Annotated in this window: 31 protein-coding genes; 18 read left to right on the top strand and 13 right to left on the bottom strand. The window is 67.0% G+C overall.

The window, feature by feature from the left end:
• Window positions 1-29 precede the first annotated feature (29 nt).
• The 3 genes from LGI35_RS01500 to LGI35_RS01490 all read left to right on the top strand — a co-directional run bounded on the left by LGI35_RS01500 (window position 30) and on the right by LGI35_RS01490 (window position 1,388).
• A complete protein-coding gene (locus tag LGI35_RS01500; protein WP_227291772.1) occupies window positions 30-350 on the top strand; it encodes a gas vesicle protein GvpO in 321 nt (106 codons plus the stop codon).
• 32 nt (window positions 351-382) lie between these two features.
• Window positions 383-763 (top strand): gas vesicle protein GvpJ, encoded by a 381-nt coding sequence (gene gvpJ, locus LGI35_RS01495; RefSeq protein ID WP_227291771.1) that lies wholly within the window; start codon window positions 383-385, stop codon window positions 761-763.
• A 244-nt stretch (window positions 764-1,007) separates the two neighbouring features.
• Window positions 1,008-1,388, top strand: coding sequence for a GvpL/GvpF family gas vesicle protein (locus LGI35_RS01490; protein ID WP_264484654.1), 381 nt, complete (start codon window positions 1,008-1,010; stop codon window positions 1,386-1,388).
• A gap of 116 nt (window positions 1,389-1,504) precedes the next feature.
• On the opposite strand, the gene LGI35_RS01485 is transcribed toward LGI35_RS01490, so the two are convergent.
• Both LGI35_RS01485 and LGI35_RS01480 read right to left on the bottom strand, forming a co-directional pair.
• Window positions 1,505-1,753 (bottom strand): hypothetical protein, encoded by a 249-nt coding sequence (locus LGI35_RS01485; RefSeq protein WP_227291770.1) that lies wholly within the window; start codon window positions 1,751-1,753, stop codon window positions 1,505-1,507.
• A 772-nt stretch (window positions 1,754-2,525) separates the two neighbouring features.
• A complete protein-coding gene (locus LGI35_RS01480; protein WP_227291769.1) occupies window positions 2,526-3,137 on the bottom strand; it encodes a TetR/AcrR family transcriptional regulator in 612 nt (203 codons plus the stop codon).
• Between the two features lie 144 nt (window positions 3,138-3,281).
• Between LGI35_RS01480 and LGI35_RS01475 the strand changes: the two genes are divergently transcribed.
• Both LGI35_RS01475 and LGI35_RS01470 read left to right on the top strand, forming a co-directional pair.
• The gene (locus LGI35_RS01475) at window positions 3,282-4,016 is read left to right on the top strand and encodes an SDR family NAD(P)-dependent oxidoreductase (RefSeq protein WP_227291768.1); all 735 of its coding nucleotides are present in this window, start codon (window positions 3,282-3,284) and stop codon (window positions 4,014-4,016) included.
• 32 nt (window positions 4,017-4,048) lie between these two features.
• Window positions 4,049-4,672, top strand: a complete 624-nt coding sequence (locus LGI35_RS01470; protein ID WP_227291767.1) for an NADPH-dependent F420 reductase — start codon at window positions 4,049-4,051, stop codon at window positions 4,670-4,672.
• Window positions 4,673-4,767: 95 nt separating this feature from the next.
• On the opposite strand, the gene LGI35_RS01465 is transcribed toward LGI35_RS01470, so the two are convergent.
• Window positions 4,768-5,250: a hypothetical protein gene (locus tag LGI35_RS01465; protein ID WP_227291766.1), complete on the bottom strand. Its 483-nt coding sequence runs from the start codon at window positions 5,248-5,250 to the stop codon at window positions 4,768-4,770.
• A gap of 31 nt (window positions 5,251-5,281) precedes the next feature.
• Between LGI35_RS01465 and LGI35_RS01460 the strand changes: the two genes are divergently transcribed.
• A complete protein-coding gene (locus LGI35_RS01460; protein ID WP_376224246.1) occupies window positions 5,282-5,653 on the top strand; it encodes an SDR family oxidoreductase in 372 nt (123 codons plus the stop codon).
• Here LGI35_RS01460 and LGI35_RS46510 read toward each other — a convergent pair.
• The 5 genes from LGI35_RS46510 to LGI35_RS01440 all read right to left on the bottom strand — a co-directional run bounded on the left by LGI35_RS46510 (window position 5,569) and on the right by LGI35_RS01440 (window position 10,579).
• The gene (locus tag LGI35_RS46510; protein ID WP_376224248.1) at window positions 5,569-5,778 is read right to left on the bottom strand and encodes a hypothetical protein; all 210 of its coding nucleotides are present in this window, start codon (window positions 5,776-5,778) and stop codon (window positions 5,569-5,571) included. The genes LGI35_RS01460 and LGI35_RS46510 overlap by 85 nt on opposite strands.
• A gap of 1,136 nt (window positions 5,779-6,914) precedes the next feature.
• Window positions 6,915-7,319: a transposase gene (locus tag LGI35_RS01455; protein WP_227291765.1), complete on the bottom strand. Its 405-nt coding sequence runs from the start codon at window positions 7,317-7,319 to the stop codon at window positions 6,915-6,917.
• A gap of 267 nt (window positions 7,320-7,586) precedes the next feature.
• Window positions 7,587-8,504 carry an ISL3 family transposase gene (locus LGI35_RS01450; protein ID WP_227291764.1) on the bottom strand — a complete coding sequence of 306 codons (918 nt, stop codon included), beginning with the start codon at window positions 8,502-8,504 and terminating at the stop codon, window positions 7,587-7,589.
• Between the two features lie 194 nt (window positions 8,505-8,698).
• On the bottom strand, window positions 8,699-9,364 hold the full coding sequence (locus tag LGI35_RS01445) for a response regulator transcription factor (protein WP_227291763.1): 666 nt from the start codon (window positions 9,362-9,364) through the stop codon (window positions 8,699-8,701).
• 36 nt (window positions 9,365-9,400) lie between these two features.
• A complete protein-coding gene (locus tag LGI35_RS01440; protein ID WP_227291762.1) occupies window positions 9,401-10,579 on the bottom strand; it encodes a sensor histidine kinase in 1,179 nt (392 codons plus the stop codon).
• 75 nt (window positions 10,580-10,654) lie between these two features.
• On the opposite strand from LGI35_RS01440, the gene LGI35_RS01435 reads away from it, so the two are divergent.
• The 5 genes from LGI35_RS01435 (at window position 10,655) to dacB (ending at window position 15,785) form a co-directional block, all read left to right on the top strand.
• Window positions 10,655-11,467 carry an ABC transporter ATP-binding protein gene (locus tag LGI35_RS01435; protein ID WP_227291761.1) on the top strand — a complete coding sequence of 271 codons (813 nt, stop codon included), beginning with the start codon at window positions 10,655-10,657 and terminating at the stop codon, window positions 11,465-11,467.
• Window positions 11,468-11,571: 104 nt separating this feature from the next.
• On the top strand, window positions 11,572-12,804 hold the full coding sequence (locus LGI35_RS01430) for an ABC transporter permease (RefSeq protein WP_227291760.1): 1,233 nt from the start codon (window positions 11,572-11,574) through the stop codon (window positions 12,802-12,804).
• Window positions 12,801-12,986: a hypothetical protein gene (locus LGI35_RS01425; protein WP_227291759.1), complete on the top strand. Its 186-nt coding sequence runs from the start codon at window positions 12,801-12,803 to the stop codon at window positions 12,984-12,986. Before LGI35_RS01430 ends, LGI35_RS01425 begins: the two co-directional genes overlap by 4 nt.
• Window positions 12,977-13,738 (top strand): DUF4097 family beta strand repeat-containing protein, encoded by a 762-nt coding sequence (locus LGI35_RS01420; protein WP_227291758.1) that lies wholly within the window; start codon window positions 12,977-12,979, stop codon window positions 13,736-13,738. Before LGI35_RS01425 ends, LGI35_RS01420 begins: the two co-directional genes overlap by 10 nt.
• 541 nt (window positions 13,739-14,279) lie before the next feature.
• A complete protein-coding gene (gene dacB / locus LGI35_RS01415; protein ID WP_227291757.1) occupies window positions 14,280-15,785 on the top strand; it encodes a D-alanyl-D-alanine carboxypeptidase/D-alanyl-D-alanine endopeptidase in 1,506 nt (501 codons plus the stop codon).
• A 13-nt stretch (window positions 15,786-15,798) separates the two neighbouring features.
• On the opposite strand, the gene LGI35_RS01410 is transcribed toward dacB, so the two are convergent.
• Window positions 15,799-15,936 (bottom strand): hypothetical protein, encoded by a 138-nt coding sequence (locus LGI35_RS01410; protein ID WP_227291756.1) that lies wholly within the window; start codon window positions 15,934-15,936, stop codon window positions 15,799-15,801.
• Between LGI35_RS01410 and LGI35_RS01405 the strand changes: the two genes are divergently transcribed.
• The 5 genes from LGI35_RS01405 to LGI35_RS01385 all read left to right on the top strand — a co-directional run bounded on the left by LGI35_RS01405 (window position 15,926) and on the right by LGI35_RS01385 (window position 18,896).
• Window positions 15,926-16,396, top strand: a complete 471-nt coding sequence (locus LGI35_RS01405) for a transposase (protein WP_227291755.1) — start codon at window positions 15,926-15,928, stop codon at window positions 16,394-16,396. The genes LGI35_RS01410 and LGI35_RS01405 overlap by 11 nt on opposite strands.
• Before the next feature lie 10 nt (window positions 16,397-16,406).
• Window positions 16,407-16,790, top strand: a complete 384-nt coding sequence (locus tag LGI35_RS01400) for a transposase (protein ID WP_423835671.1) — start codon at window positions 16,407-16,409, stop codon at window positions 16,788-16,790.
• A 270-nt stretch (window positions 16,791-17,060) separates the two neighbouring features.
• Window positions 17,061-18,167, top strand: a complete 1,107-nt coding sequence (locus tag LGI35_RS01395; protein ID WP_227291754.1) for a hypothetical protein — start codon at window positions 17,061-17,063, stop codon at window positions 18,165-18,167.
• 173 nt (window positions 18,168-18,340) lie between these two features.
• Window positions 18,341-18,535, top strand: coding sequence for a hypothetical protein (locus tag LGI35_RS01390; RefSeq protein WP_227291753.1), 195 nt, complete (start codon window positions 18,341-18,343; stop codon window positions 18,533-18,535).
• Between the two features lie 163 nt (window positions 18,536-18,698).
• Window positions 18,699-18,896, top strand: a complete 198-nt coding sequence (locus LGI35_RS01385; protein WP_227291752.1) for a DUF6381 family protein — start codon at window positions 18,699-18,701, stop codon at window positions 18,894-18,896.
• A 168-nt stretch (window positions 18,897-19,064) separates the two neighbouring features.
• On the opposite strand, the gene LGI35_RS01380 is transcribed toward LGI35_RS01385, so the two are convergent.
• The 4 genes from LGI35_RS01380 to LGI35_RS01365 all read right to left on the bottom strand — a co-directional run bounded on the left by LGI35_RS01380 (window position 19,065) and on the right by LGI35_RS01365 (window position 22,888).
• Window positions 19,065-19,391, bottom strand: coding sequence for a Ku family protein (locus LGI35_RS01380; protein ID WP_227291751.1), 327 nt, complete (start codon window positions 19,389-19,391; stop codon window positions 19,065-19,067).
• Between the two features lie 354 nt (window positions 19,392-19,745).
• The gene (locus LGI35_RS01375) at window positions 19,746-20,294 is read right to left on the bottom strand and encodes an allene oxide cyclase barrel-like domain-containing protein (RefSeq protein WP_227291750.1); all 549 of its coding nucleotides are present in this window, start codon (window positions 20,292-20,294) and stop codon (window positions 19,746-19,748) included.
• Window positions 20,295-20,850: 556 nt separating this feature from the next.
• Complete coding sequence (locus LGI35_RS01370; RefSeq protein WP_227291749.1) at window positions 20,851-21,189, bottom strand: thioredoxin family protein; 339 nt, start codon at window positions 21,187-21,189, stop codon at window positions 20,851-20,853.
• 559 nt (window positions 21,190-21,748) lie between these two features.
• Window positions 21,749-22,888 carry a PucR family transcriptional regulator gene (locus LGI35_RS01365; RefSeq protein WP_227291748.1) on the bottom strand — a complete coding sequence of 380 codons (1,140 nt, stop codon included), beginning with the start codon at window positions 22,886-22,888 and terminating at the stop codon, window positions 21,749-21,751.
• An 87-nt stretch (window positions 22,889-22,975) separates the two neighbouring features.
• Between LGI35_RS01365 and LGI35_RS01360 the strand changes: the two genes are divergently transcribed.
• A complete protein-coding gene (locus LGI35_RS01360; RefSeq protein WP_227291747.1) occupies window positions 22,976-24,031 on the top strand; it encodes a ferredoxin reductase in 1,056 nt (351 codons plus the stop codon).
• A gap of 7 nt (window positions 24,032-24,038) precedes the next feature.
• Window positions 24,039-25,157, top strand: coding sequence for a fatty acid desaturase family protein (locus LGI35_RS01355; RefSeq protein WP_227291746.1), 1,119 nt, complete (start codon window positions 24,039-24,041; stop codon window positions 25,155-25,157).
• Window positions 25,158-25,295 lie beyond the last annotated feature (138 nt).

The following is a 25,295-nucleotide window of genomic DNA, read 5'->3' as shown; positions in this document are numbered from 1 at the left end:
CAAGCCCGACATTGGTCAGACTTGTATTCATGGCAGAAGAACGTCGGCCACACGCCGGGAAGCCCCCGACGACAGCCGCTCGCCGCTCACCGCCCGTACGGGGAGCAGGCCAAGCCGCGCGGGCTGCCTGCCGGAGCCTGGAAGGGCTGATCAGCCATCCCACGGAGGGCGTATCGGCCGTGAAGCGCGTCGACGACGGTTGGTGTGTCGTCGTGGATGTCCTCGAGCTGCCCCGGATTCCGGATACGACGAGCCTTCTCGCCTCCTACGAGGTGCAGCTCGACCAGGACGGTGAACTCATGGAGTACTGCAGGGTCCGCCGCTATCGGCGCGGATCCGCCGATGAGTGACCCTGGCTTGTCGACAACCGGAAGGACACCCCATGCCTGCGACCACCTACTCCGATGAGGTAGTGGCGTGCCCACCGCGCGCCGGCACGTTGTACGACGTGCTCGAACTCATCCTCGATCGGGGCATGGTGATCGACGTGTTCGTCCGGGTCTCCCTGGTCGGCATCGAGATCCTCAAGATTGACGCGCGCATCGTTGTAGCGAGTGTGGACACCTACCTGCGGTTCGCCGAGGCCTGCAACCGGCTGGACCTGGAACGGGACTCGGGCAGCACCACCCTTCCTGAGCTACTGAGCGGCAGTGCTACCAAGTCCGACGGGCAGGACGACGACGAAGAAGACCAGCGGGAACGGCCCCGGAAGCGGCGTGCTCCAGCCCGTGGCAGTTCGCGTCGACGTCCGGCGGAGGCCTGAGTCATGACAACTGATGGGGTATACGTATATACGCGACCATTCGGGCGGGAAGACTGCTGCCGACGGACTCAAGCGGTGTGGGCAGCCCTGCCCCCGTCTGCGAGTCATTCGGCAGCGTCGGTTCGCCGCTGTCGTCAGTGACGTGCCCGCGAACCTCCGCGCCAGGCGACGCGACCTTTAGCTCATCAGGACCTTTTGCTGCGCCTTACGGGCCAAGGCCCCCGTTCTTCCCATGCGATTTGGGATGGTGGCACCGGACGAGGAGGCGGTACGCGCTCAGTTGGCAGCCTGCGAGGCGGACCACCCGGCTGTACTTGGGCATCTCGCGGACGGGGTCGAGGTCAACGTCAAGGCCTTCTCGGCTCAGAATGCGCTGCGAAGCCCCCTTGCGGAGGACAAGAACGTCCGCCGCCTGCGAGATGAGGCGCGCCACAGGCCCGGCTACGAAGCCGACGTCCGATTGGGCGAAGCCGTCGCAAGTGCTCTGGAAAACAGGGCCGCCGCAGCCGGCCGGCAGCTGCGCGAACTCACGTCCAAGGCGTGTGCCGTGGCCTCGGGACCGGAGGTCCACGGATGCGTGCTCAACGTGTCGTTCCTGGTAAGTCGTGGCGACAGCGACGGCTGACGCGGCGCGGAGTGAGGTGCTCGGCGATTAGCGCCAGCGTGAACAGTACGGCCCCCGCCTGGAGTTCTCGGGTTCTAGTGAACGTTGCAACACTCGACGTCCGGGCGGGGCCGTCGTCATGCAGTGGGCTCGTCGCCAAGTACCGCAGTCAGCCGATCGCGCAGCATACGTGCGGCGGCTGGCGAGAGCAGCGCATCCACCTCGGGGCAGCCGAAGAACAAGGCGAGCCGAATATGGTCATGGAGGCCATTCGTGGCCACGTCGATGTTGATCGTGGGCTCGCCCTCGGCGTGATAATTGGCCGCGTCGTCGGTGCCGTTCAGGGCGAGGATGTCAGGTCCTGGAACGCTCGCCCAGATACTCACGTGCTCGCCCCCTTCTTCGCTTCCAACCAGAGTCCGGCCGACGGCCGTTCGGGCAACTTCGCCCCGGAGCGCCGAATGTACCAGCGGATGAACTCGCGCACGACGGCGGCGCGTGAGCTGCGGCCGGCGGGGTGCTGCGCCTTGGCCGGAAACTGCGGTGGAACCATCCAACCCGGAGACTGATTCCGAATGGCACCCGGCAACCCACCAGGTCACCACCTCCACTGCAACCATCCTGCGCGTGCTGCGCCGCCTTGGCAGGCCCACCGCCCGGCCACGATCTGCAGCTGTCACCGAACTTATGGACTGCATCCCCACCGCCGTCGGGTCGGTTACCTCCGCGAGCCCGACATGCTCCTCCCCATGCCAGGCCCCGACTTCGCCGCCCACGTCCGCACTCTGCTCAACGCTGCCGCCCACAGGCCCGACACCCCTGACAGCCTGCCCGCGCGCCCAGACGCCAGTGAACGCAGCCCACACGAAACCAGCCCACGCCCCGTGTCCAGTCCTGGTACCCACGACTCCACCCCGACCATCCAGCCGCAGTGGGGAGAGACCGCTCACCGGTGATCAGCCCGCTACGGGGTTTTGGCAGTCTGGCTGGCGCGGACGTGCGCAACGTCGGCAGCGCTCTCTTCATGACTTCCGTACCCGGGAGAGGATTCTGCGTGTCGGCGGGCCTGCCGCGATCCGAGGTGACGAGCGAACCGTTGCTCCAGCCGGTGCAGCCGCGTGACCGGCAGCGCGTCCAGCCCGGCCGCGATGTGCCACGTTAACTCGACACTTCCTCCCGTCGCCGGTCATCGATGTCTGTGGCGGGGATGGCATTGTCGATGAGGACGGCGGCGATGGCGGCAGCGGTGGGGAAGGCGTCGGCGTTGAGGACCCGGGTGCGGGCCGCGGCGCCGTCGATGAGCAACGCGAGCTGCTCGCCGAGCTGTTCAGGGTCGGCGGCGCCGGCTTCGCGGGCGGTGTCGGCGAGCCGCGCGGCGACGGCTTCCTTGTAGTCGCGTGCGTACTGGGATGCGGGGTGCTGGGGGTCGTGGAGTTCGACGGCGGCGGCGATGTAGGGGCACAGGGGGGTGGTGGGGGGGATGTCGAAGGCGGCGAGGAGCCGTTCGCGGGGCGTGAGGTCGGTGCGGTCGAACACGCCGGACAGAACGGAGGGGTCGAACCGGCGCAGGTACTCGGCGACGAGCTCGTCCTTGCCGCCGAAGTGCTGGTAGGCCGTGCGCTTGGACACCTCGGCCGCCGCGCAAAGCTGGTCCATGCCGGTGCGGTTGATGCCCTGCTCACGGAACAGTTGCTGGGACGCGCTGAGGATGCGCTCGCGTGCGCCCCGGCCGCGGCGGCGGCCCGTGGGGCCCTTCTCCAACTCCGTCATGGTCCCATTCTATCGCAGCTGGGTAACGACCGGTGTACATAGTTTGCGCCCCTGCCGCCCGCCCCGTACCGTAAGCACACAGGGCGGTGTACATAACACCGTCGCCCCGGGTGCACACGGCACCACCGACCCAAGGGAGCGGCTATGGGAAAGCTCGACGGCAAGGTTGCGGTCATCACCGGCGGCACCACCGGCATGGCGCTGGCCGGCGCGAAGCTGTTCGTCGACGAGGGAGCGCACGTCTTCATCACCGGCCGCCGTCAGGACGCCCTGGACGAGGCCGTGAATCAGATCGGCCGCAACGTCACCGGCGTCCAGGGCGACGCCGCCAACCTGGACGACCTGGACCGCCTGTACGACACCGTCAAGCAGGAGAAGGGAAGCCTCGACGTGCTGTGGGCCAGCGCGGGCGGGGGCGAGCCGGCCCCGCTCGGCGAGATCACCGAGGCCCACTTCGACGCCGCGTTCTACCTCAACGCCCGCGGCACTCTGTTCACCGTCCAAAAGGCCCTCCCGCTCTTCAACGACGGCGGTTCCATCCTCATGACCGGCTCCAACGCCTCCCTCGGCGCCTTCCCCGGCTGGAGCGTCTACGCCGGCAGCAAGGCCGTCCAGCAGGCCTGGGCCCGCGTCTGGCTCAACGAGCTCAAGGACCGTCGCATCCGCGTCAACGTCCTGACTCCCGGTCAGGTCGCCACAGCCAAGCAGGAAGAACTCTTCGACGAGGCCACCAAGCGCCAGTTCGAGTCCCTCATTCCCCGTGGCCAGATGGGCCGCCCCGACGAAATCGCCACCGCGGCCCTCTTCCTCGCCTCCGACGACTCCAGCTACGTCAACGGCATGGAACTCGTCGCCGACGGCGGCACCACCGCCGTCTAAACCGAACAACCACAACCAGGGCAGGACATCTCATGAGCACCATCAGCATCATCGGCACCGGGAACATGGCCCGCACCATCGGCGCACGGGCGATAGCGGGCGGCAACACCGTCGAGGTCATGGGCCGAGATCAGTCCAAGGCGGCTGACCTGGCCAAGGCTCTCGGCGGCGACGCCACGACGGGAGAATGGGGCACCGCCCCGGCCGGGGACATCGTCATCGTGGCCCTGCTGTACGACGGCGTCGTGCCGGTCGTCGCCCAGTACGCAGACGCTCTCGCGGGCAAGGTCATCGTCGACATCAGCAATCCCTTCAACTCCACGTCCGACGGGCTAGCCCACCGCGAGGAGACCTCGATCGCGCAGGAAGTCGCCAAGGCCGCCCCGGCAAGCGCCAGCGTGGTGAAGGCGTTCAACACCATCTTCCGCCATGTCCTGGAGAAGGGTCGGCCCGACGTCTTCATCGCTGGCGATAATGCGCAGGCCAAGGCAAGTGTGGAGACGTTCATCGAGACCCTCGGGCTGCGCCCGCTGGACGTCGGAGGCCTGAAAATGGCGCACTGGCTGGAAGGAGCAGGCGTGGTCACGATGGGCCTCGCCAACCACGGGGTGGGGAACTTGGACTTCGCCCTCAGCGTCACCGAACTTCCCGTCTGAGTGAACGGTTGACGGATCACCGAAAGGACTCGCCAAGTGAGGCCGTGGCGAGTCGGCGGGGTAGTGGTCCTGCACGTCCTTCTCGAAGGCGAAGATCACTCCGTCAGGTCGATGACCGCCCGGCCAGCCGTGCTTCGGCCGCCTCCAGCCCCCCCGGGCCGCCGTCGGTGAACTCGGCGAGCAGCCTGGTCACGCGCGAAGGCCGTAGCCCGGTGGCGTGCGCCAGCTGGACGACCAACTCCGAGCACCGAACGACCACCTCGCCGGGCGCTGTGATGGGGCAGCACACGCCGCAGCCGCACGACGGGCTCGGGGTGGGCGCTGTAGGGGGTGTTGAAGTAGTCGGTTCCCTGCGCACAGAGCGCTGCGAGGATCGGGTCGCCGTCCGCGATGTCGCCGGCGCGTGCCACCCGCGCGTGCGGCAGGGCGAGCGCGAGACGAGGTTCCGGGCTTTTCACGGCGAGCTGCCCGTCGAGCAGGCGGACGTTGCCGGTGGCGTGCGCGGCGAGCAGGGGCCGGTGGAGGTCGACGGCGGTCTCGGCAGTGTGCGTCGCGGGGCCCTGAACGTCGCTGATCATCGGTCACGGGCGTTCCGGGCACGAACGCCTGGTGCACCAATTGGCCGCCGGCACCGTCGACGGCGCCCTGTTCACCGACGACATGCGCTGCCCAGTCCATGCCTCGGACCTGGCGGCAGCCTTCCTGGAACTGGCGTCGAGCGGAGCAGATGGTATCCACCATCTCGCAGGGACCGACGCCCTGAGCCGTCACGAACTCGGCGCCCTCATCGCCACACGCGACGGTCTTGACGCCTCCCGTCTGCCCACGGGCCTGCGAGCAGACAGCACCGTTCCAGCAGCCCTCGACGTTCGCCTCCAAAGTCGGGCGACCCAGCGTCAGTTGCGCACTGTGCTGCGTGGAGAGCCCGGCAGTTCCTGCGCCACGGTGCGTGACCGCGGCGCCTCGCCGGCACTCGCATAGTGCGGCACCACCACCGCCCGTACATGCAGCTCCGGCGCCCCCGCAGGCAGCCAGTGCATGAAGAAGCTCCAGTAGGCCGCGACCTGGAACACCGGATGAGCCGCCACCACCCCTTTGCTGCGCATGACCCGCTGCCTATCCAGGGCGCGGCAAGCCAGCCACTGCCTCCGCCCGACCACCACCAGGCCCAGCCCCCGGTCCGGTCCGGCCCTGAAGAGCAGCGGGTCGAGGTGTCGACTGCCGCACACGCCACCATCTCCGCCCCCGTGGCTGATGTGCCCGGTGCGGGGCGTGGGGAGGGGCGGTGAGGCTGCCGGGCTGTCGCCGTCTGGTCGGACAGATTCTTCCCCGGGTTCTACGCCCCCTACAGGCACCTGTATGGCACGTCAGCTTCGGCGCGGACGCCCAACAAGCCTCAGCCGTCCGCACGAAGCAGCAGCCGTGACCAGAGCGCTCTCCTGGACGGTGCCGGGCTGCCGCTGAGCAGCTCTCGCGCCGCGCCTCCTCCTGTGGGGCATCAAGCCCTACGCCGCGTTCCTGGGCGCGCTGCGATGGGCCGACGCCGTTCCGGTGGAGTCGAGGTAGCCAGGCTCGAGCCGGCGGACGGACCTGCGGCGCCGCCGCGCACGGGCCGCACCTGAGGGCGGCGGCAGCCGTACAGGGACCCGACTCAAAGGCTGCAGGGTATTTGTCCCGTTCGGCTCCTATGGTGGGTACATGAGAGCCATCATCGTCGTGTACGAGGTCGACAAGCCGGAGCCGGCACATCCCTCCCCGGGGGTAGGAGGCCGCGAGGAACGGCATGTCCGCAAGGTGCACGCAGCGCCGACCGCACCCGGGGAGCCTGCCGCCGCGGGGCCGCGCACCTTGTGCGGGAAGGACACCTTCGCCATGGAAACGGGTCCCTTGACCGTCGAGGATGGAGGGACTACCTGGTATCCCGCGCCATACGCGTCTGTGGTCTGTCCGGACTGCGACGTCGTGATCGAGACTTGATGGGCATGCTGACTGCCCTTCGGGGCACGGGGCGTCGGCCGCTGCGGGCAAGAGACTTCCCGACGACGTGGGCGACCCAAGCGGCCCATGAGCCAGCCTGAAGCAGAAGGCCCAGGCCGCCAAGGACTGCGCGACGAACTTCAACATCGGCAGTTGCGTCGAGTGACTCCCTCGCCTGGATCGGCAGCTCGGGAGGCGATTGGCCCGGTGGCTCCGTTCACGGGAATGAGCTCTGGCTCAAGTTCTGTGACGCGGCCACCGTCCGTCACGCTAATAGGACGCGCTTGCGGAGAAGTTGGTGTCCCGCCCGCCCGAACATCTGGCGCTTGAGCATCTTGATCCGGTTGACATGGCCTTCGACCGCGCCCGAGCTCCAGGGCAGGGTGAGACCGGCGATGACGGCATCGCGGTCGCGGTCGATGCCGGCGGCAAGCGTGTGGAGACCGGGCAGATCGTTTCGCCGGACGGCGGCGAGCCAGTCCGGAAGACGCTCGCCCTGGCGCTCGGTCAGCATGACCGCGAAGGCACGGACGTGCCGGGTGAGCGCGTCGATCTCGGGGCAGTGGGTGCGGACGGTTTTGAGCTGCAGTTGCTCGGCCTCAGGGAGGGTTTCCGGTCGCCGGAGAATCCATCCGGCGACTGTTCGGGGCGAGGGCGGCCGGGCGACCACCGGTCGCGGGGGAGGTGCGCTTCTTGTGCAGGTAGGCGCGGACGCGCTGGTATCTGCCCTTAGCCAAGCGGCACGATCTCTTCCCACAGCTTCCAGGCGTTGGTGCAGCCCTCGTTCCAACGGTCGTCCAGGTAGGGCTTGTAGTCATCGAGGACCGACGGCCGGTTCTGCCACTGCCCAGTGAAAAAGCTGCATCGGCGAACTGCTTGACGGTCCGCCAGGTCATGCCGAGCTGCCGCTGGACCGATCAACGGCTGTGCCCGGCCTTCAGCAGTGCGTGGACGTTGGCGTGCCGGGCTCTGGTGCGGTCGGCGAAACGATGGCCGGTCGGCCATGGCGAGCCAGACGAATCTTCCTCCAGCGCAGGCTCCGGATCGGGTTCGGGGCGGCCGTGACAAGGGCGCGGAGGCAGTTGCGGTGCTGAGCGACAGCTCGTTCGGCAGCCTCGCTCACGTTGTGCCAGAGATGCCACCGGTCCGCGACCTGGACCGCCTGAGGAGCACCGGTGACGGCACCTTCGGCGAAGAACGGCGCCCGGTCACGGCAGATGACCTCAACGCCCGGCCGTTCGGCGAGCCAGGCCGCCAGGCTGGACGGCTCCCGGTCGGGTAACAGGTCAACTGGGCGGCGGGTTTCGACATCGATGAGGACGGTGCCGTAGTGGCGGCCCTTCCGGGTGGCGTACTCGTCGACACCGACCACCCGCGGCGCGGCCAGCTCGGGCTCGGGAAGCGCATCAACCAGCCGAAGCACCGTGCTACGGCTGACGGAAGCGCCGAGAACGCTGGCGATGCGAGCCCCGGCCCGGCCCGCGAGGGCCAGAGCGACCGAGGCCAGGGTCGAGCGCAACCGTTCGGTCCGCTGACTGTGACTGTGCCGGCGCGTCAGGCCAGGTATCTGCTCGACGAAGGTGCGGCGTGCGCAGCCCGAGTTTTCGCAGGAGAATCGCCGGACCCTCAATTGAAGGACGACCCGTCGGCCTCCGCTGGGAACATCAGCGGGAAACCGCAGGTAGGAACCGTGAACCCGGTTCGACCAGGCGCCACAGACCGGGCACGCGGCGCCGTCGGCGGTGCATTGCGCGTTAACGCGCACCATCGCGATGTTCACGTCTACCGACAGCACCGCGACGTCCGCGATCGACGGGAACAACAACTCCTTGAGCCGGAGCAGGACCTCTTTCACAGCCCTGAACATTCAGCCCAACTGCGTTGCCCACGGACCAATTTCGGGCGATTTCACCTAGAGCTCGAAAAGGCCCAGCAGTCACTGAGAGTGGCCACGTCAAAGAAGTTGAGCCAGAGCCCTCCTGGAACTGCGGCACCGACGCGGGGCTCACGGAGCTGTGGGAGCTGCTGGACGGTGCCCGTGGCCAATCCTCAGTTGTATTCGAACCAGGCCAGAATGGCCTTGACGCGCCGATTGTCCTCGTCGGGAGGCATGCCGAGCTTCACGAAAACGTTCGCCACATGCTTACTCACGGCAGCGCCGGAAAGAAACAGTTCCTTCGCTATTTCTGCGTTGGAGCGCCCTTCGGCCATGTGGGCGAGCACTTCCCTTTCACGAGCGGTGAGCCGGGCAAGCGGCCCCTGTGGCGAGTCCGCGCGGGTGACGTGGCGAACAACCTCGGGGTCGATCACGACGCCACCTGCGGAGACCGTCTCGACAGCTCGCAGGAAGTCGGCGACTCTGCCCACTTTCTCCTTGAGCAGGTACCCGACGGCTCCGTCGGCACCCGGGCCGTTCAGAAGCTCCCTCACATAGGGGCCCGTGACGTAGGCGGAGAGAACCAACACCGGCAGGTCCCGGTGCCGGGAGCGCAGATCGATCGCGGCACGCAGTCCGTCGTCGGTGTTTTTGGGGGGCATGCGGACATCCGTGATCACCATGTTCGGGGCGGCTCCGGCATGCACCAGCTCGTCGACTGCGGCAACCAGTTCGTCGGCGTCCTCGCATTCGCGGATGACATCATGAGCGTGGGAGGTCAAGATTTCCCGGATGCCGGCCCTTATCAGCACGCTGTCATCTGCCAGAACAATTCTCATGACCCCCCTCCCCGGGGAACGTCCTGCTTCAATTTATCACCATGGGGGTTGGCTGGGAGCGGACGCCACAACCAGCGTCCCGCCACCCGGTGGGCTGAGAATTTCGATATTCCCGCCGACACTTCGCATTCGCTCGCGCAGTCCGGCGAGCCCGGAGCCCGTGTCGATTCTCGCACCGCCGACACCATCGTCGTGCACACGCACGTGTACGTCTGTCGTGGCGCATCTTAGGTCGATCCGAGCGCTTCCCACACCTGCGTGTTTCGAGATGTTCGTCAGGGCTTCGGACACCGTGAAGTATACGGCGGTCGCAGTCGGTGACGAAAGCTGGGCGTCATCGCCGGTGCTGGTCAATTCGACCCGCAAAGGTGATCGCGCGGCCAACTCTCGGACGGCGGCGATGAGGCCGAGGTCGCTCAGTTCACGGGGATGGATGTCGCGCACCGTGTCCCTCAGCCGTTCGAGTGCGCGCTCCGCGTGAGCCTGGGCCTGCCCTGCCAGCCGCACGATTCGTTCCTGGTCGGCGGCTGCGGCTGCGGCTGTGGCCGTGGCTTCCAGCATCCCGAGACGCATGACAACGGCGACGAGTTCCTGTTGGGCGCCGTCGTGCAGATCGCGTTCGATGCGCTGTCGCTCGAATTCGAAGGCCGCGGTCAGCGAAGCCCGACTGGTCCGGAGCTCCTCCAGTTTCGCGAGCAGATCCGGGTCACGGCTTCTGGAGAAGGTGCGCAGAAGAAGGTCGCGAAGAAATGATGTGCCGGTCAGTACGGCGGTGGTGACCGCGCCGAGAACGATGCCTGCGGGCATCGCCAGGAGGGTTTCCCTAACGGATTCAGGGGTGAATGGACCGACCTGCGCGGCGATGCCGAAGAGCCAGAAGACGGGGGAGAACACCAACGCGGCAGCGCCGATGAATCCGAAGAAGGCCACCAGCAGTGACAGCGCGGACAGGAGCACGGCGGTCACGAAAACCGGCAGGTCGGTGCGCCAAATCGACCGTGAACGCAGCCGGAGTGCCACCCACTGGGCCCAGCTGTGGTCAGAGGGTTTCAGGGGCATCGTCTCGACGCCGCACCACCGGGCTCTCGAACGGTCCGTCTCCGCCACCACCGGGGCCGAGACCGGCGCAACGAGAATGGAAAGCAGCAGAATCGGAAAAGCAATTGCCGCGATGCATTCCGTCAGCACCCTCCGGGCAACACGAATCTGCGCCATGCCCGCCATTGTCCCATACTGTGGATCGCGCAAAAGGTAGACCTAGGTCTACCTTTAAGCAGTGCAGGCACCCGTGTGGCTCCCGCCGTGCCCTGCTTAGCTCGATGCATGCCCATCTCAGCTGCTGCTTCCGCGCCGTGCATCCGTTTGCGCGGCCTTCATATGGACTTCCCCGTTCCGGGCCGTCGACGCGAGACGGCGCGCGTCCTGCACGATATCGACCTGGACATTCCCGAAGGCCGGCTGACCGCCATCGTCGGCCCCTCCGGGTCCGGCAAGTCGACGCTTCTGCTCTGCATTGCTGGTCTGGAGCAAGCGACCGCGGGTTCCATCGAGGTCCTGGGAACGGACGTCCTGTCGCTCCCCCCTCGCAAGCAAGCCGCATTCCGCAGTGAGAACGTCGGATTCATCTTCCAGGAGTACAACCTCGTCAGCTCGCTGACGGTCGAGGACAACATCGCCCTGCCGGCGCGACTCGCCGGCCATCGGGTGCCCAGGTCGAGGGTCGGCGACGCCATGTCGAGGCTCGGTATCGCCCAGCACGCGCGGCGGCGCCCCGACCGGCTCTCCGGAGGTGAACGCCAGCGCGTCGCGGTGGCCCGGGTCGTCGCGAATCAGCCGCGGATCGTCTTCGCCGACGAGCCGACCGGCGCGCTCGACCTCAAGTCGGGTCACGTCGTGCTCGATTGGCTACAGGCACTTCCCGCGCAGGGAACCACGGTCCTCATGGTCACACACGACCCTCATGCGGCCGCACGTGCTGACCAGGTCGTGGTGCTGGGGTCCGGGCAAGTGCACGCCATCATTCCTGGTGGCGACTCCCACGCGGTGAGCGATGCCGTCCTCGCGGCGCAGTCGGAGGACGAAGCGGGTGAGCAGGCGTCATGATGCGACTTGTCCTCTCGGACATTCGGATGCAGGCGTCCATGTGGTTGTGGACGTTCCTGTGCGCAGTGGCCGGTGCGGCATGCGCAGCGGGCTCGGTCATCGCCATGTTCACCGCCGTCTCGACAGCGCGGGCGGCGGGTGATGCGCGGATGGTCTCCGCGTCGATCGCGCTCGGCGGCAACATCGTCTTCTTCACCGTGCTTGCCGCCGTGGGCATCGTCGCATCCACCGTCGGCCTGACCTTGACGACCCAGCGACGCGATCATGCCCTGTGGGCGATCCTCGGGATCCCGCGCAATCGCATCAGAGTCATTCTGCGCACGGAACTGGTTGTGCTCGGAGCTGCAGCCGGCGCGCTGGCAGTACCGCTGGCCCCTCTCGTCGCGAGCACCGCCCTCGCACAGTGGACGACCACGGGACTCGACCTGCACGGAGCCACGGCCGGATTCCACCTCTGGCATGTCGGGGCGAGCGTGCTGTCCGGGGTGGTTCCGTGTCTGCTCGGCGGCTGGGGAGTCACGCGCCGTGCCGCCAAGACACCGGAGATGCGCGCGTTTCGAGACCTCTCCGATCCACCGGCGCGGCCCGGCGTCACGCGCAGCGTTCTCGCCCTCTGCCTCCTCGCCGGTGTGGTCGGGATGTGGATTCCCGGGCTGGGACTCGAACTCGAGGGCGGGATCGAACAGCGGACGGCCTTCGCTTTCGCCGGCGACCTCTTTCTCATCTGCCTGTTGCTGCTGATGGGGCCGTGGGTGCTCACACCTCTGATGAGGTTCTGGACCGCACTCGTGCCCTCGCGCGGTGTCGCCTGGCACCTTGCCGTGCAATCGTGCCGCACCCGCGCGGCGAGAAGCGTCGCCACGGTGCTGCCCTTCGCGCTATCCCTGTCGTTCGTCGGACTCTTCATGGTCATGGGGAACGTCATGCCCGGAAGCACCGCCGGGCTGGGCGATGTCCTGGTTGTGCTGGGCTGGGTCTTCGTCGTGTCCTGGGTCGGCGGCCTTGCTGTGATCGCTCTGGTCGGGCGGGAACGCACACGTGATTCCGCCATCGTGACGGTCGCCGGTGCGCGACCAGGTGTGGTCACCCGATCAACGATCTATGAGGGAGTGATCTACGCGGGGACGGCGATCGTCTTCGGCGCGATCGCCATCGCGGTGACGAGTGCCACTATCGCCGTAGGCGCCGAGATCAGTGTCGTCCGGGTTCTGGACGGCCTCCCCTGGGCGACTCTCGGCGTGCTCGCCGGCGTGACGCTCGTGACCACCTGCCTCGCTCTGGCCCTCCAAGCCGCCCGTGTGTCGCGCACGGTCGCAGCCCGGGCTCTGCGTTCGTGAAGCAGGGCGACGTCCGTACCGCCGCGACAGCAGAATCCCCCGGCCGGTATTCAGGCTGCCTGCTGACTCCACGGAACGAACTCGCCACCGACGCGATCGCGTCCTTCGAACCAACCACCACCATGAACGGCATGCGTCACCTGCATGACCAGAATTATGAAGGAATGAATCAATGGGAATGAGGCCTCACACTGTGCTCGCCCTCGGGGGCGTCGCGATCCTCGCTGTCGCAGCAACGGGATGCAGCCCGGACGGTACCCCGGCGAACACAGTCGTGGAATCGAAAATGTTTGATTTCGGTGGAGACAGCCTGACCGTGAAGTCCGACTCCGCCGACCTGGAACTCGTAGCCGCCGATGTCAAGGGCGTTCGGGTGACGCGGCAGGTCAGCGGTACGAAAGTAGGCGGAGAAATAGAATCCGGATGGAAGCTCGAAGGGGGCGTTCTCACGCTCTCGTTGGACTGCACGGGTCTCTCCGTCAACTGCGGTGCGAAGTACACCGTGAAGGTACCGCGCGACGTCGCGATCATTGCCGAGAACGACAAGGGTCTTGTTGAAGCCACGGGCTTCACCGCAGATTTCTCGGCCAAATCCGGCGACATGCGGTTGTCGGACCTCAGCGGGCCCCATCTGGATCTGGAAGGCCGCGACGGAACCATCGAGGGCGACAGGATCTCCGCAAGGTCGGTCACTGTCGCCTCACGGAACGGCGACAACGAGCTGAACTTCGTCTCCGCACCTGACCTCGTCGATGTGCGAAGCCAGGACGGCGACGTTCGGCTCGGCCTGCCGGAGGCGACGTACGCAGTCGACACGGCCGCCAAGAAGGGCGACATCGCAGTGGATGTCATGAAAGACGACACAAGTGACCATGCCGTGAGGATTCACACCCGTAACGGAGACATCGTCATCGGCAAGAGGGAGGCGCCTTAGTTGGATATGAGGAATGGGGGTTTTCCCTACCATGCTCTCTCCCGCTGCCCGCGTTGTTCGGGCGATACCCGGTTCGCCACTGGCAGTGCAGTGAGTCGCGCACCCCGTGGTTTCCGCTGGTTCCCGAATATTCCTTGGCTATCCCATCAAGATAGAAAAGGAATTCATTGGTGGCGCGGATTGGCATTACGTTCTTGAAACCGTACTCCATGCGCTGGCGCCGGCGCATCTCGATCGCCTAAAGCACGACCGCCGGCATTCATGGCGCCCCCTCGTTTAACGCTAGAAGTTAAAAGGTATCCTCGCAATGTTTATGAAAGTCCCTGATCTCATGCGAAATCGCATCCGAAGGGAACGCAGGCCCGCAGTCCATCGGAGGGCGGGAGCCACACGGTGGGAGGTGACTGGATACGGCTCACGCCGACTGTGTACCCGCGCAGCCGCAGTAGCTGTGGCATCGGCCCTTGCGGCCGTCACGATGTCGGCGTGCTCCAATGACTCAGAGGATCACTCGAATTCCGCGTCCCCGAACGCTCCAGGTGTGAGCGCCGAGCTGCAAAAGCTCATGGACACCTCACCGTGGGCAACAGGCGACTGGGGCGTGCAGGTCGCCGACCTGAAGACAGGAAAAGTCCTCCAGTCGAAGAACGCCGAATCCAAGTTCATGACTGGATCGACAGCCAAGACCTTCGCGGTAGGTGCAGCCCTCGACGACCTCGGCAGCGACCACCGTTTCCTTACGCCAATCGTGCACAGCGGTTCGATATCGGAGGCCGGACGACTCACGGGCAACCTGATCATGGTGGGAAGCGGCGATCTGGCTCTCGGCGGACGGACGACTGCAGCAGGACGACTGGACGTCCCCGACTTCGACCACTACGACGCAAACGCCGTGCCGGGAATGGCAACCATCACTCGGGAAGACCCGCTGGCAGGCATCAATGACCTGGCTCGTCAGGTCGCGGCAAGCGGCATCCGTCAAGTGGACGGCAACGTGATCATCGACAATCGGCTCTGGGACCCGGTGTCGATCGGTGGGACGCCTGTCACGCCAACGGTGGTCAACGACAACCTCATTGACCTGCTCATCACGCCCGGCACGCCCGGCACGCCCGGCAACCCGGCGAAGGTCGACTCGCAGCCCAAGACGGCAGCCTTCACCGTCGACGCAAACGTCACAACCACGCCCGCCGGCACGAAGCCGACGGTGAAGACCGAAAGTAACGCCCCCGGGCACATCCGGGTTCGAGGCTCGGTGCCCGCTGACGCCACCGCACCATTCGTGGCGACATTCCAAGTACCCGACCCCGCAGCATTTGCCCGCACCGTACTCATCGAGGCTCTTGAGCGGAATGGTGTCACCGTCAGCGCCCCGACGCTCGGATCCAACCCCGGCTCCGACCTTCCGTCACCGGAGGAGGTGAAGGCCCTGCCTGTCTCGGCGACGTACACGTCACCGCCCTTCAGGGAATACGCCAAGTTGATCAATAAGGTCAGCCACAATCTCGGCGCCAACCTCTTGCCACCGCTGATGGCAGTCCATCACGGCAAGCACACCTATGCCGACGGAATGCAGATCGAGCGGAACTTTCTCGCCGGCGCAGGTATTGACCCGAATTCGTTCAATCTCGTCGATGCCCAGGGCTTGACCGGGGACAAGGCCACACCAGCCGCACAGACGGAGTTGCTGCGGCATCTTTCCCACAGTCGCGACTTCAGCACCTTCTACGACTCTATGCCGAGCCTGGGTGTCGATGGATCACTCGCGGATGTCATCGCGCACACCGACCCTGCCGCAGGACACATTCGCGCGAAGACCGGCACCCTGGTCGGCGCTTTCAAGGGCAAGCTGGCTCTCACCACCAAGGCGCTTGCAGGATACGTTGACGCGAAAAATGGTCACCGTCTCGTCTTCGGTATCTATGTGAACAACGTCCCGGTCCCCAGCAACAGCGTCAGCGACGCGATCGACCTGGCGCTAAAGGCCAACAAGCAATTGGGATCAATGGCCGCCAGCATCTACCAGAACCCCGAAGGGAGAAACTAACCTCCCCTCCGGGTCAGGACCGGCGATCAGCGAACACCCGGGCGGCCGCGACGAGTCGGGCGGTGGCGGCGGTGACCTCTACCTGGAGCGTCGATTTGCCGAGGGATGCACCAGCGTCACCCGACAGCACGGCGAACTGGTTGCCGAGCACGCTCCCCGTCACCTACGGCATGGTTCGCGCGCACATCGCCACCTTGCGCGGGGCTCCGCCTGCTGCGCCGCCGCGGGCGCCGTCGGTGCGGCAGGTGACCAGCTGGCTCACCCGTCACCCAGCGACCCTGACCGAGGAAGACCTCACCGGCCTGAAGGAGGTCCTGGCCCGCTGCCCCGAACTGGACAAGGCGGCCGGACACGTCCGCGATTTTGGCGAGATGCTCAGCAGTCGCCTCGGCTCCACACTCCCCACCTGGATCGACGCAGTCGACGCCAGCCGGCTGCCCGGTCTCACGGGCTTCGCACTCCACTTGCTCCGAGACCTCGATGCCGTGACCGCCGGGCTCACTCTCCACTGGAGCTCCGGCAGCATCGAGGGCGCCGTCAATCGCATCAAGAAGATCAAGCGGCAGCTCTACGGGCGCGCCGGGTTCGATTCGAACTGCTCCGCAAGATGATCCGGCTCCAGTGACCCTCCGCGATCGCGACCGATGGATTCTCCGGCGACCGGAAACCCTCCCTGAGGCCGAGCAGCTGCAGCTCAAAACCGTCCGCACCCACTGCCCCGAGATCGACGCGCTCACCCGGCACGTCCGTGCCTTCGCGGTCATGCTGACCGAGCGCCAGGGCGAGCGTCTTCCGGACTGGCTCGCCGCCGTCCGGCGAAACGATCTGCCCGGTCTCCACACGCTTGCCGCCGGCATCGACCGCGACCGCGATGCCGTCATCGCCGGTCTCACCCTGCCCTGGAGCTCGGGCGCGGTCGAAGGCCATGTCAACCGGATCAAGATGCTCAAGCGCCAGATGTTCGGGCGGGCGGGACACCAACTTCTCCGCAAGCGCGTCCTATGAGCGTGACGGACAGTGGCCGCGTCACAGAACTTGAGCCAGAGCCCGGGAACGGGCAGCAGATGTTCACCACTTCGGAAGCCGCCACAGCACACCGGGAATTCGAACACTGAGTGAGCCGCATGCCCCAGTCGCAGGCGGCGGCCGGCCTTGCCCGCGCTGCGTTGATATTCCACGACGATGGCAGGTGCCGTTCCCACAACGGATGAGAAAACCTGTTGGCCGGCTGCCGGCGAGCTGCGACGATGCGCTTGATTCCCAGGCGGAGGACATTTGTTCGTTTTCGTGTGTGCGGGATGCGGCGCCGAGTTGACCACCCCGCTGTCCCCGGTCTCACTGCCGGCCCACGCCCGTCAGACGTATGGGAACGGAGCCCAGCTTCCGGTGCTCATGAAGTCCGGGACGTTTGCCGTGGACCCGGACCCTTGGGGAGGGCCTTGGCGGATGTGGGACGAGATCGATCCGGGCGAGGCACAGGCACGCGGTATCTACGCGCCGGTCTACGCCCTGTCCGACAGCACGCCTGGGGCGAGTGTCATCGCGCCCGGTGATATCCGTGGAACCCGGCTGATCCTCGGGAAGCGCGGCGGTGCCTGCTGCGGCCTTGACGGGGCCGACGGGCCCAACATGGCCTGCGAGGCATGCGACCTGCCCGTGGCGACCAGGGTCGACGACTGTTCGCTCTGGCAGCAAGTGCGGCTCAGCCCGGACGCCGTGCACCGCGTCCCCGTCGACGGTATCCACGCTGCGCCCCTGTCCTGGGCGGAGCTGGCAGAGGAGGGGGAGAAAACGCCCCCGTTCGAGCCGATCGCCACGTGGGGAGGACGGTCGGGGTCGAACCACTACTGGTCGTGGAGCCCGCAGTGGGAGGCGGCAGCCGGCCAGGCCCTCGCCCACCTGCTGGTTGCCTCCCAAGGGCAGCCGGTGAAGGTCCCGGGCGGTCTGACCGCGGACGTCTTCCAACGCGCGCTCGACGCCCTGCTGCCCGCAGGCCCCGCGAAACGGCGCGCCGTCCTGGCCGGACCAGGAAAACCCTCCCCGGGTAAGGGCGTTGACATCCTCCTCGTGCCGGTCCATCCCCAGACAGGCCAGACCTGGACACCCGCCGGCTCGACTGCCTCGGCATACCTGGTGCCCCTGCCGCTGGGGGTGTGGCTATGGCTGACATCTCCCGAGCCGTACCTGCCGATTCCCGCATCAGGCCGCATACCCCAAGACGTCCTGCGCGACGACCCGCTCCCGCTGCTCCCCAACTACCTGTTCCGGGCCGACCGGGGAACGTTCCAGCACACCTTGGTCCGGCTACCAGCCGTGCGCAGCCCATGGCTGCGCACGATCCTCGAGAACCTCACGCAGGGCACCACGGCCAACCTCTTCTAGCCTCCTGATGGGTTGTCAGTGCCGGATGCGTTCCTGGGGGTCCCGTGCGCGAGGGCGCACCGGGCCTGGACCGGGGGAGTAGCCAGTGGTGCACGTGATGGAGTACGTACGCGCAAACGGAACGAAGGTCCGGGCGCACTCGCGATGGGCGGACGGCGCGTGGCGGGAGATGAGTGTCCCTGGCCACCATCGCCCTGGTGGTCGTCGGCTTCGCCGGCACCACAGGGAGCGGCAGCGCAGACGGGAAGAAGGTGCCCCGGCCCGGGGCGATCGCCGTGCATCCGGTGAAGTTCCCGGACCGGTACAGGCCGCGGCCCCGGCAGACGCCGACCGTCTCGTATCCGATTCCGTGGGACCGGAGCCACTGAGCCGGAGCATCCCGCAACGTGAGCAGGCTCCGGCACGCAAGTCGTTCCGCGAAGGGCTTTCCAACTGCGTACATAACAGTGGGTGATTGATCGAGATGCAGGGAGTGTTGGGGCCTGTTTCTCTGATGTGGCCCGCTCTTCACCTATCACCCAAGGAGTGATCATGAGCGTTGCAGGCGAGTCCGGTCGTGCCCAGCAGATGCGTGCCAAGGCCCAGGACATGGAACAGGCCGCGGAGCGCGCCACTGACCCGCAGGAGCGTCAGCGTCTGAAGGACAAGGCCCGCCAGCTCAAGGAGCAGAGCGAGCACACAGGCGGTACCGGCACGCGGGACATCGACCCGACGGTGTCGTCCCGCTAGTTCCGAGCACAGACACCGGCCGGTGACCGCCCTCCGTGTCTTTCTGGCACGCGAGAGGCCCCCGGCCGGTCACTGCTGTCTCCGCCCAAGAACAACGCCTCCGCCGCCAACGACACTGGCAAGGGACCACCGCACTGCCGGCGGTAGCACCAAGCCGTCCCCGCCAGCTCAGCCACCCTGGTGCGCGCGTGGGGCTCGCGCCGACTCCTCCAGCGCAGCCATCAAGTCCACCGCCGGCCCGGACCCGGGCGGCGCGGCCGGCTGACCGCCGGACCCCTTCGCCCTGGCCAGTTCCTCAAGTGCGTGACGGCGCTCGTCCCGGAACTGGTCGACCTCGGCACCCGTGAAAGCGCCCATCAGTACCTCGGTGAGCTCCAGCTCCGGTCGGTGACCATGCGGAGGAGGCGAGGCCCCCGGATCGCGCAGTTCGTCCTGCCGGAGCAGCGTCTGGAGGATGAGCATGCCGCGGCGTGACCGCGGCAGTCCGACGCCCATCCGGCGGCTCCCAGCCGCGCCCGACCTCCTCGTACGGGATCTCACGGTCCTCGGCTTCACAGAACCGCCGATACTGCACCCTGTCGCTGTCCGCGGCAGGGATCTCCCGCAGCCGCACCTGGTGCTCCTCGGTCGCCGAGACCAGGTTCTCGGGCAGCACGACCAGCCCGAACTGGATCACGCCGGACCACAGGGCCCTCATACTTCCGGCTTCTATCTCCACCGCGCAGGGTGCGCCTCGGCCGAGCTGATCAATCACCGACGTGCACCGGGCTCAAAGTCCATGCCGGCGCGACGTTCCCGCACTCGTGCCGTGGACGGGCCAGCGTTCTCACCGGGCGGGGGCAGGGCCAGTCAGTCGAGGTCGATCGTGAAGCGCCTCTTGCCCGGAGCGATCGTGGCGGCGTGGACCTGACCACGGGCCCGGTCGAATTTCCCGGTGCCGCCGGTGATCGCGTTGTCGAATGAAGGGGGAGGGAGCGTCGGCAGGCCCTGGGTGAGGATGCCGAAGACCATCCCCTGCACGGTGAGTTGGCCGCCCGGGAGGTTGTAGGTCACGACGCACACCTCCGCTCCGCCGTTTTCTTCGGCCAGGGTAGTGGTGCAGGTGCCGTTGGTCTCGCCGACCTGCTTTTTGTCGTTCTTGTCGAAGAGGATCGAGCGGAAGACGGTCCGATCGCCCTGGGCGGCGGGGCCCTCGGGGTTGACGGGGAAGCGGGTCTGCTGTGTGAGGTGGCCGATGACTGTGATGACTCGGTCTGTGCCCTTGGTGTGGGCGGAACCGGTGTCTGTAGCGGCGGCTGCGACAGGGGCACCGGCGAGAAGGGCGACCAGCGCAGTGGCCGTGCCGAGACAGGCTGATCTGATGGGGCGCATCATGTGGCTCCTGAGGTCGATGCTCATGGATGGTCAGGCGACGCATTCATAGCCTCGGTTCTGCCGCCACCCGGAACCTCCCGGCGCGACCCACCGGAAGATCCGACCAGTCGGACCAACCCGTGACGAGAGACGGCCCGCCCGACACCGGCCCCCCTTTTTCTTCCGTTTCTGTATATGGCCGTTTTGCGGGTTTGGTATCGCCCTTGTCCGCGGCCTGGCGGTACCAGGTCTTCGCTTCGTCGTCGCGGCCCTGGTCGGTCCCTGCCGGACCCGATGCCTGCCACGCCCACCGCCGATCCCGGGCTCGTGCCGGTTCACGCGGCAGAACCCGAGTGGGACGGCTGCCGGGCACTCGTGGGCCGGTGGCCCGGCGATCGCGTGCTGATCTGGTCCCGCTCCGGCGGTGATCTGACGGGGCATTTCCCGAGATTGTTGCGGCAGCCGCCGACTTGCCCGACAACACCGCGCTCGACGGCGTTATGTGACCTGTGGGCGGGTCTCAGCCCTAAGGTGTCTCAGGTGGCGCAGCTCCCATAGACGAGACGTGACGGGTGTCGCGGCCACGTGCCGTAGCGGCCGCTCAGAGGTGGCCGTCCAGGAAGTTCCGTACCTCGGCGATGGTCATAGGCCCCGTGCTGTGCGCCACCGCCTCTCCCTCCTTCAGCAGGACGTAGGACGGGGCTCCGGTGATCCCGTATCGCTCGGTTGCGGCCGGACAACGCGTGATGTCGGCGCGGATGGCGGTCAGGCGGCCTGTGTAGTCGTCGGCGATGCCACCCACGACGAGGTCCATCACCCGGCAGGGCTCGATTGCCTTGGGCCATGTCCCGGTGAAGTATGCGAGGACCGGAACCTTGCTCATCCCGAGGATGAAATTGAACTCCGCGTCCTCACGGGGGCGGTGAACCCGCTTCGCCATGGAAGCTCCTGCCTTACGTTCCGTCATTCCATCCCCATCATCCCTCGCTCGGTGTGCCACGCCGGCCCGGTCGGTCGTCCGGTTGACCTGTCGCTAGGGAGGAACGGAGCCGTCGCACAACCACGGTGGTACCCGTCGCGAGCGGCCCGGCCCTCCGCCCCTGGTGACCCGGCCTGGCTGACCCGCCGGTCACCCAGCTGCAACCCGCCGCGCGCCCCTGGGGTCAGCTCGTGCCATGACAGCGCTCGCCACGACGACGTTGAAAGCCGTTTTCAGGGCATAGCTGCCCAGATCATCGACCAGATGCTCGATGAGCGCGTCGACGAGGCCGGTGCGCGTCGTCCACCGGATCCAGTCGAGCCGTATTCGCCACCCCGCTTCTCAGAGACAGCGCTCCCGACGGGCTTCCCGAGGCCTTGTCTGGTTTCACATCAACCCCCGGTCTCAGCTGGCTATTACCGCTCTTCCCCGCGGCCGCATGAGCCAGCTGATGGCACCGAGAACGAGGCGCGATTCCTGGACCGCTCGCGGACGCGGTCGTGGACGGTCGAAGTACACGTCAGCCGACCCGAAGACCGACCGCCAGCGTCAGTTCAAGGACCTGGTGTGGCGATGCGAGATCCGGAAACAGCTCCCGCAGCTGCGACATCCGGTATCGGACTGTCTGGGGATGGACGAACAGCGCCGCCGCCACCTCGTCCCGTCTGCCCTGGTGCAGTAGCCACTCCCGCAACGTCTCCTCCAGCCGCCGTGCGGTCGCGTCAGGCAAGGTCCGCAACGGTGCGAGGGCTCGGGCACGCAGGTCTGCGAACGCGTCCACGTCGGCGCTCAGCACCAGCTCGGGCAGGTGGTCCTCGGTGTCGCGAATATCAGAGGAAAGGGAGCGCGCGCGTACGGCTCGTGCGAACGAGGCGGACGCACGAGTCCAGGGCCGGGCCGGGCCGACCACGGCGGTGCGGTCGGTCAGCTGCCTCAAGAGATGTGAGCGGTCGGCATCGGGGACGAGCAGCACACCGGTGGCGTCCGGCAGATCGTCGAGGACGAGGGTGCTCGGGTCGAGCGTGCGGTAGGCAGGCCGGGCCTGGGCGGCGGGCAGCAGGACCGCGGTCAGCGAAACCGGAGGCTGCCACCCGGCCCGTTGAACAGAGGCCAGCAGCGCGTCCGGGCTCGCGCCGGCGAGGAGGTCGCGGGCCAGGTGTTCCAGGTGGAGCTCGTGGGCCCTGCCCCGGGCGGCCAGTTCGTCGGCGTGGCCCGCGGCGCTCGCGGCGGAGAGCTCGTCGATGTAGGCGAAGGTCAGCTCGGCGAACTTGGCGACCTCGGCGGCGGGCAGACCTGCGGGTACGGCACCTGCTGCCAGGCATCGCCAGGCCACGCGGGCGCCGACGCGGTAGGCGCTGAGCAGGGCGTCCATCGAACGGCCGTCGCGCACCTCGCCGCGGCCCAGCTCGTAGGCTGCGTCACCGGCGTCGCCGCCCGTGGCGTTCCCGCTCGCGAGGTCCAGGTAGTGCCCCAAAGCCGTGCGGACGGCTCGGCGGATGGTGCCGCCCATGCGGCCCGAAAGAGCGTTGGCGTAGGGAGGGACCTCGTCGATGATCGCCTGGACGACCTCGTCGGCGGTGGTCTTCAGCGCGGCCCGAAGTGCGGTGACCGTCGTCTCATCCAGGGCCAGTTCGCTGGCCCTGCGGACTGCATAGCTCACGTTTCTGTTCCCTGCGAACAATTAAGCCGACCAGATTCACATCCTGCGGTCAGGACTTTACGCCTTGAGGCGCATCAAGCTGAAGCCATGACGAGTGCAGCCCTCCGCAGCAGGGCGTGGAAACTACTGGAGATGGTCACGACGCCGCTGCTGCCGTCGGACTACCTCGACCTGGTCAGCCCGCTGCGTGCGGGCGCTGACCTGCGTGGGCGCATCGAGGCCGTGCACCCCGAGACGGGAGACGCCGCGACCATCGTGATCAGGCCGGGACGGGGCTGGCGCGGCCACACAGCCGGTCAGTACGTGCGGATCGGGGTCGATGTCGACGGGGTGCGCCTGTGGCGTGCCTACTCCATCACCTCGCCGACAAACCGCCAGGACGGCCGCGTCACGATCACCGTGAAGGCGATCCCGGACGGCAGGGTCAGCAACCACCTGGTCCGCAGGGCCAAACCGGGCACGCTGATCCAGCTCGACCAGCCGACCGGTGACTTCGTGCTGCCGCAGGCCAAGCCCGCCAAGGTGCTCTACCTGACGGCCGGCAGCGGCATCACGCCCGTGATGGGCATGCTGCGCGACATCGAGTTCGACGACGTCGTCATGGTCCACTGCGCGCCACAGCCGCAAGACGTGATCTTCCGCAACGAACTGCACGACCTGGTCGCGGACAAGAAGCTGCGGCTCACCGAGGTGCACACCGACACAGACGGCATGCTCGACATCGCCCGTCTCGACGAACTCGTGCCCGACTGGGCCGAGCGCGAGACCTGGGCTTGCGGGCCCGCGGGCCTGCTCGACGCCGCCGAAGAGCACTGGACCGAGCACGCCGTACAAGAGCGCCTGCACACCGAACGCTTCCGCCCCAGCATCGTCGTCGCCGGCGACGGAGGCGAGGTCACGTTCAGCGCCACCGGAAAGACCGTCGACGCGGACGGCGCCACGCCGTTGCTGGACATCGGCGAGGAGGCCGGCGTGCTCATGCCCTCCGGGTGCCGCATGGGCATCTGCTTCGGCTGCATCACGCCGCTCAAGGCGGGCGCCGTCCGCGACCTGCGCACCGGCGAGATCACCGAGGCTGAGCCGGACGTCCTCATCCAGACCTGCGTGTCCGCCGCGGCGGGCCCCTGCGACATCGAACGGTAGGAACACCTTGACCGCCATCGACCCCACCGCCCACCTGACCGCCGTGCAGATCGAGGAGCTTGGCCGCGAGTTGGACGCGATCCGCGACGAGGTGATCGCCAGCCGCGGCGAGAAAGACGCCGCCTACATCCGTAAGGTCATCTCGGCGCAGCGCAAGCTCGAGCTGGTCAGCAGGGCCGTGTTGCTGTTCTCGATCTTCCCGCCCGCGTGGCTGCTCGGCACCGCCGGTCTGTCCGTCGCGAAGATCATGGACAACATGGAGATCGGCCACAACGTCCTGCACGGCCAGTGGGACTGGATGCGAGACCCGAAGATTCACTCCACCACCTGGGAGTGGGATCACGTCTCGCCGTCCGAGCAATGGAAGCACTCGCACAACGAGCTGCACCACACGTACACCAACGTGATCGGCAAAGACAACGACCTCGGCTACGGCATCATGCGCGTCGACGAGGACCAGAAGTGGCACCCGTTCCACCTCGGCCAGCCGTTGTGGAACTTCATCAACGCCTGCTTCTTCGAGTACGGCATCGCGGCGTACGACCTGGAGCTCGGCAAGAACCTGCACAAGCACCGCCGCAAGAACCCGGAGTTCTGCGCGCGGGCCAAGGCCGTGGGCCGCAAGATCCGCAAGCAGGTGCTCAAGGACTACGTGATCCACCCGCTGCTGTCGGGCCCGTCGTTCCTCCCCACGCTCGCCGCCACGTTCACCGCGAACCTGGTCCGCAACATCTGGTCCCACTCAGTGATCATGTGTGGGCACTTCCCCGAGGGCGTGCAGGTCTTCGAGCGCCGGTCGATCAAGGGCGAGACGCGCGGCCAGTGGTACCTGCGCCAGATGATGGGCTCGGCGAACATCAGCGGCAGCAGGGCCATGCACTTCATGACCGGCAACCTGTCGCACCAGATCGAGCACCACCTGTTCCCGGACCTGCCGAGCAACCGGTACGCCGAGGTCGCGGTCAAGGTGCGCGCGCTGTTCGAAAAGTACGAGCTGGAGTACGTTACCGGGCCGCTGCCCAAGCAGGTGTTCTCCGCGTGGCGCAAGGTCTTCCGGCTCTCGCTGCCGAACAAGAAGCCCAAGGCCAAGACGCCGGACCACGAGCGGGAGCTCGTCGCGGCCTGATTCCCGGTATTGGTTCAGATCTTTCGGCCGTACCGGCACCGCCGGGTTCAGCGAGATCCGTTGTGGACAGTGGGCGGACGTGAAATCAGACCATACGACACCGGATCCGGGCAGCCCGGTGTCCGGCTGCGTTGCCTG

The organism is Streptomyces longhuiensis, assembly GCF_020616555.1.
Lineage (GTDB): Bacteria > Actinomycetota > Actinomycetes > Streptomycetales > Streptomycetaceae > Streptomyces > Streptomyces longhuiensis.
This window is presented reverse-complemented; position numbering and strand designations above follow the sequence as displayed.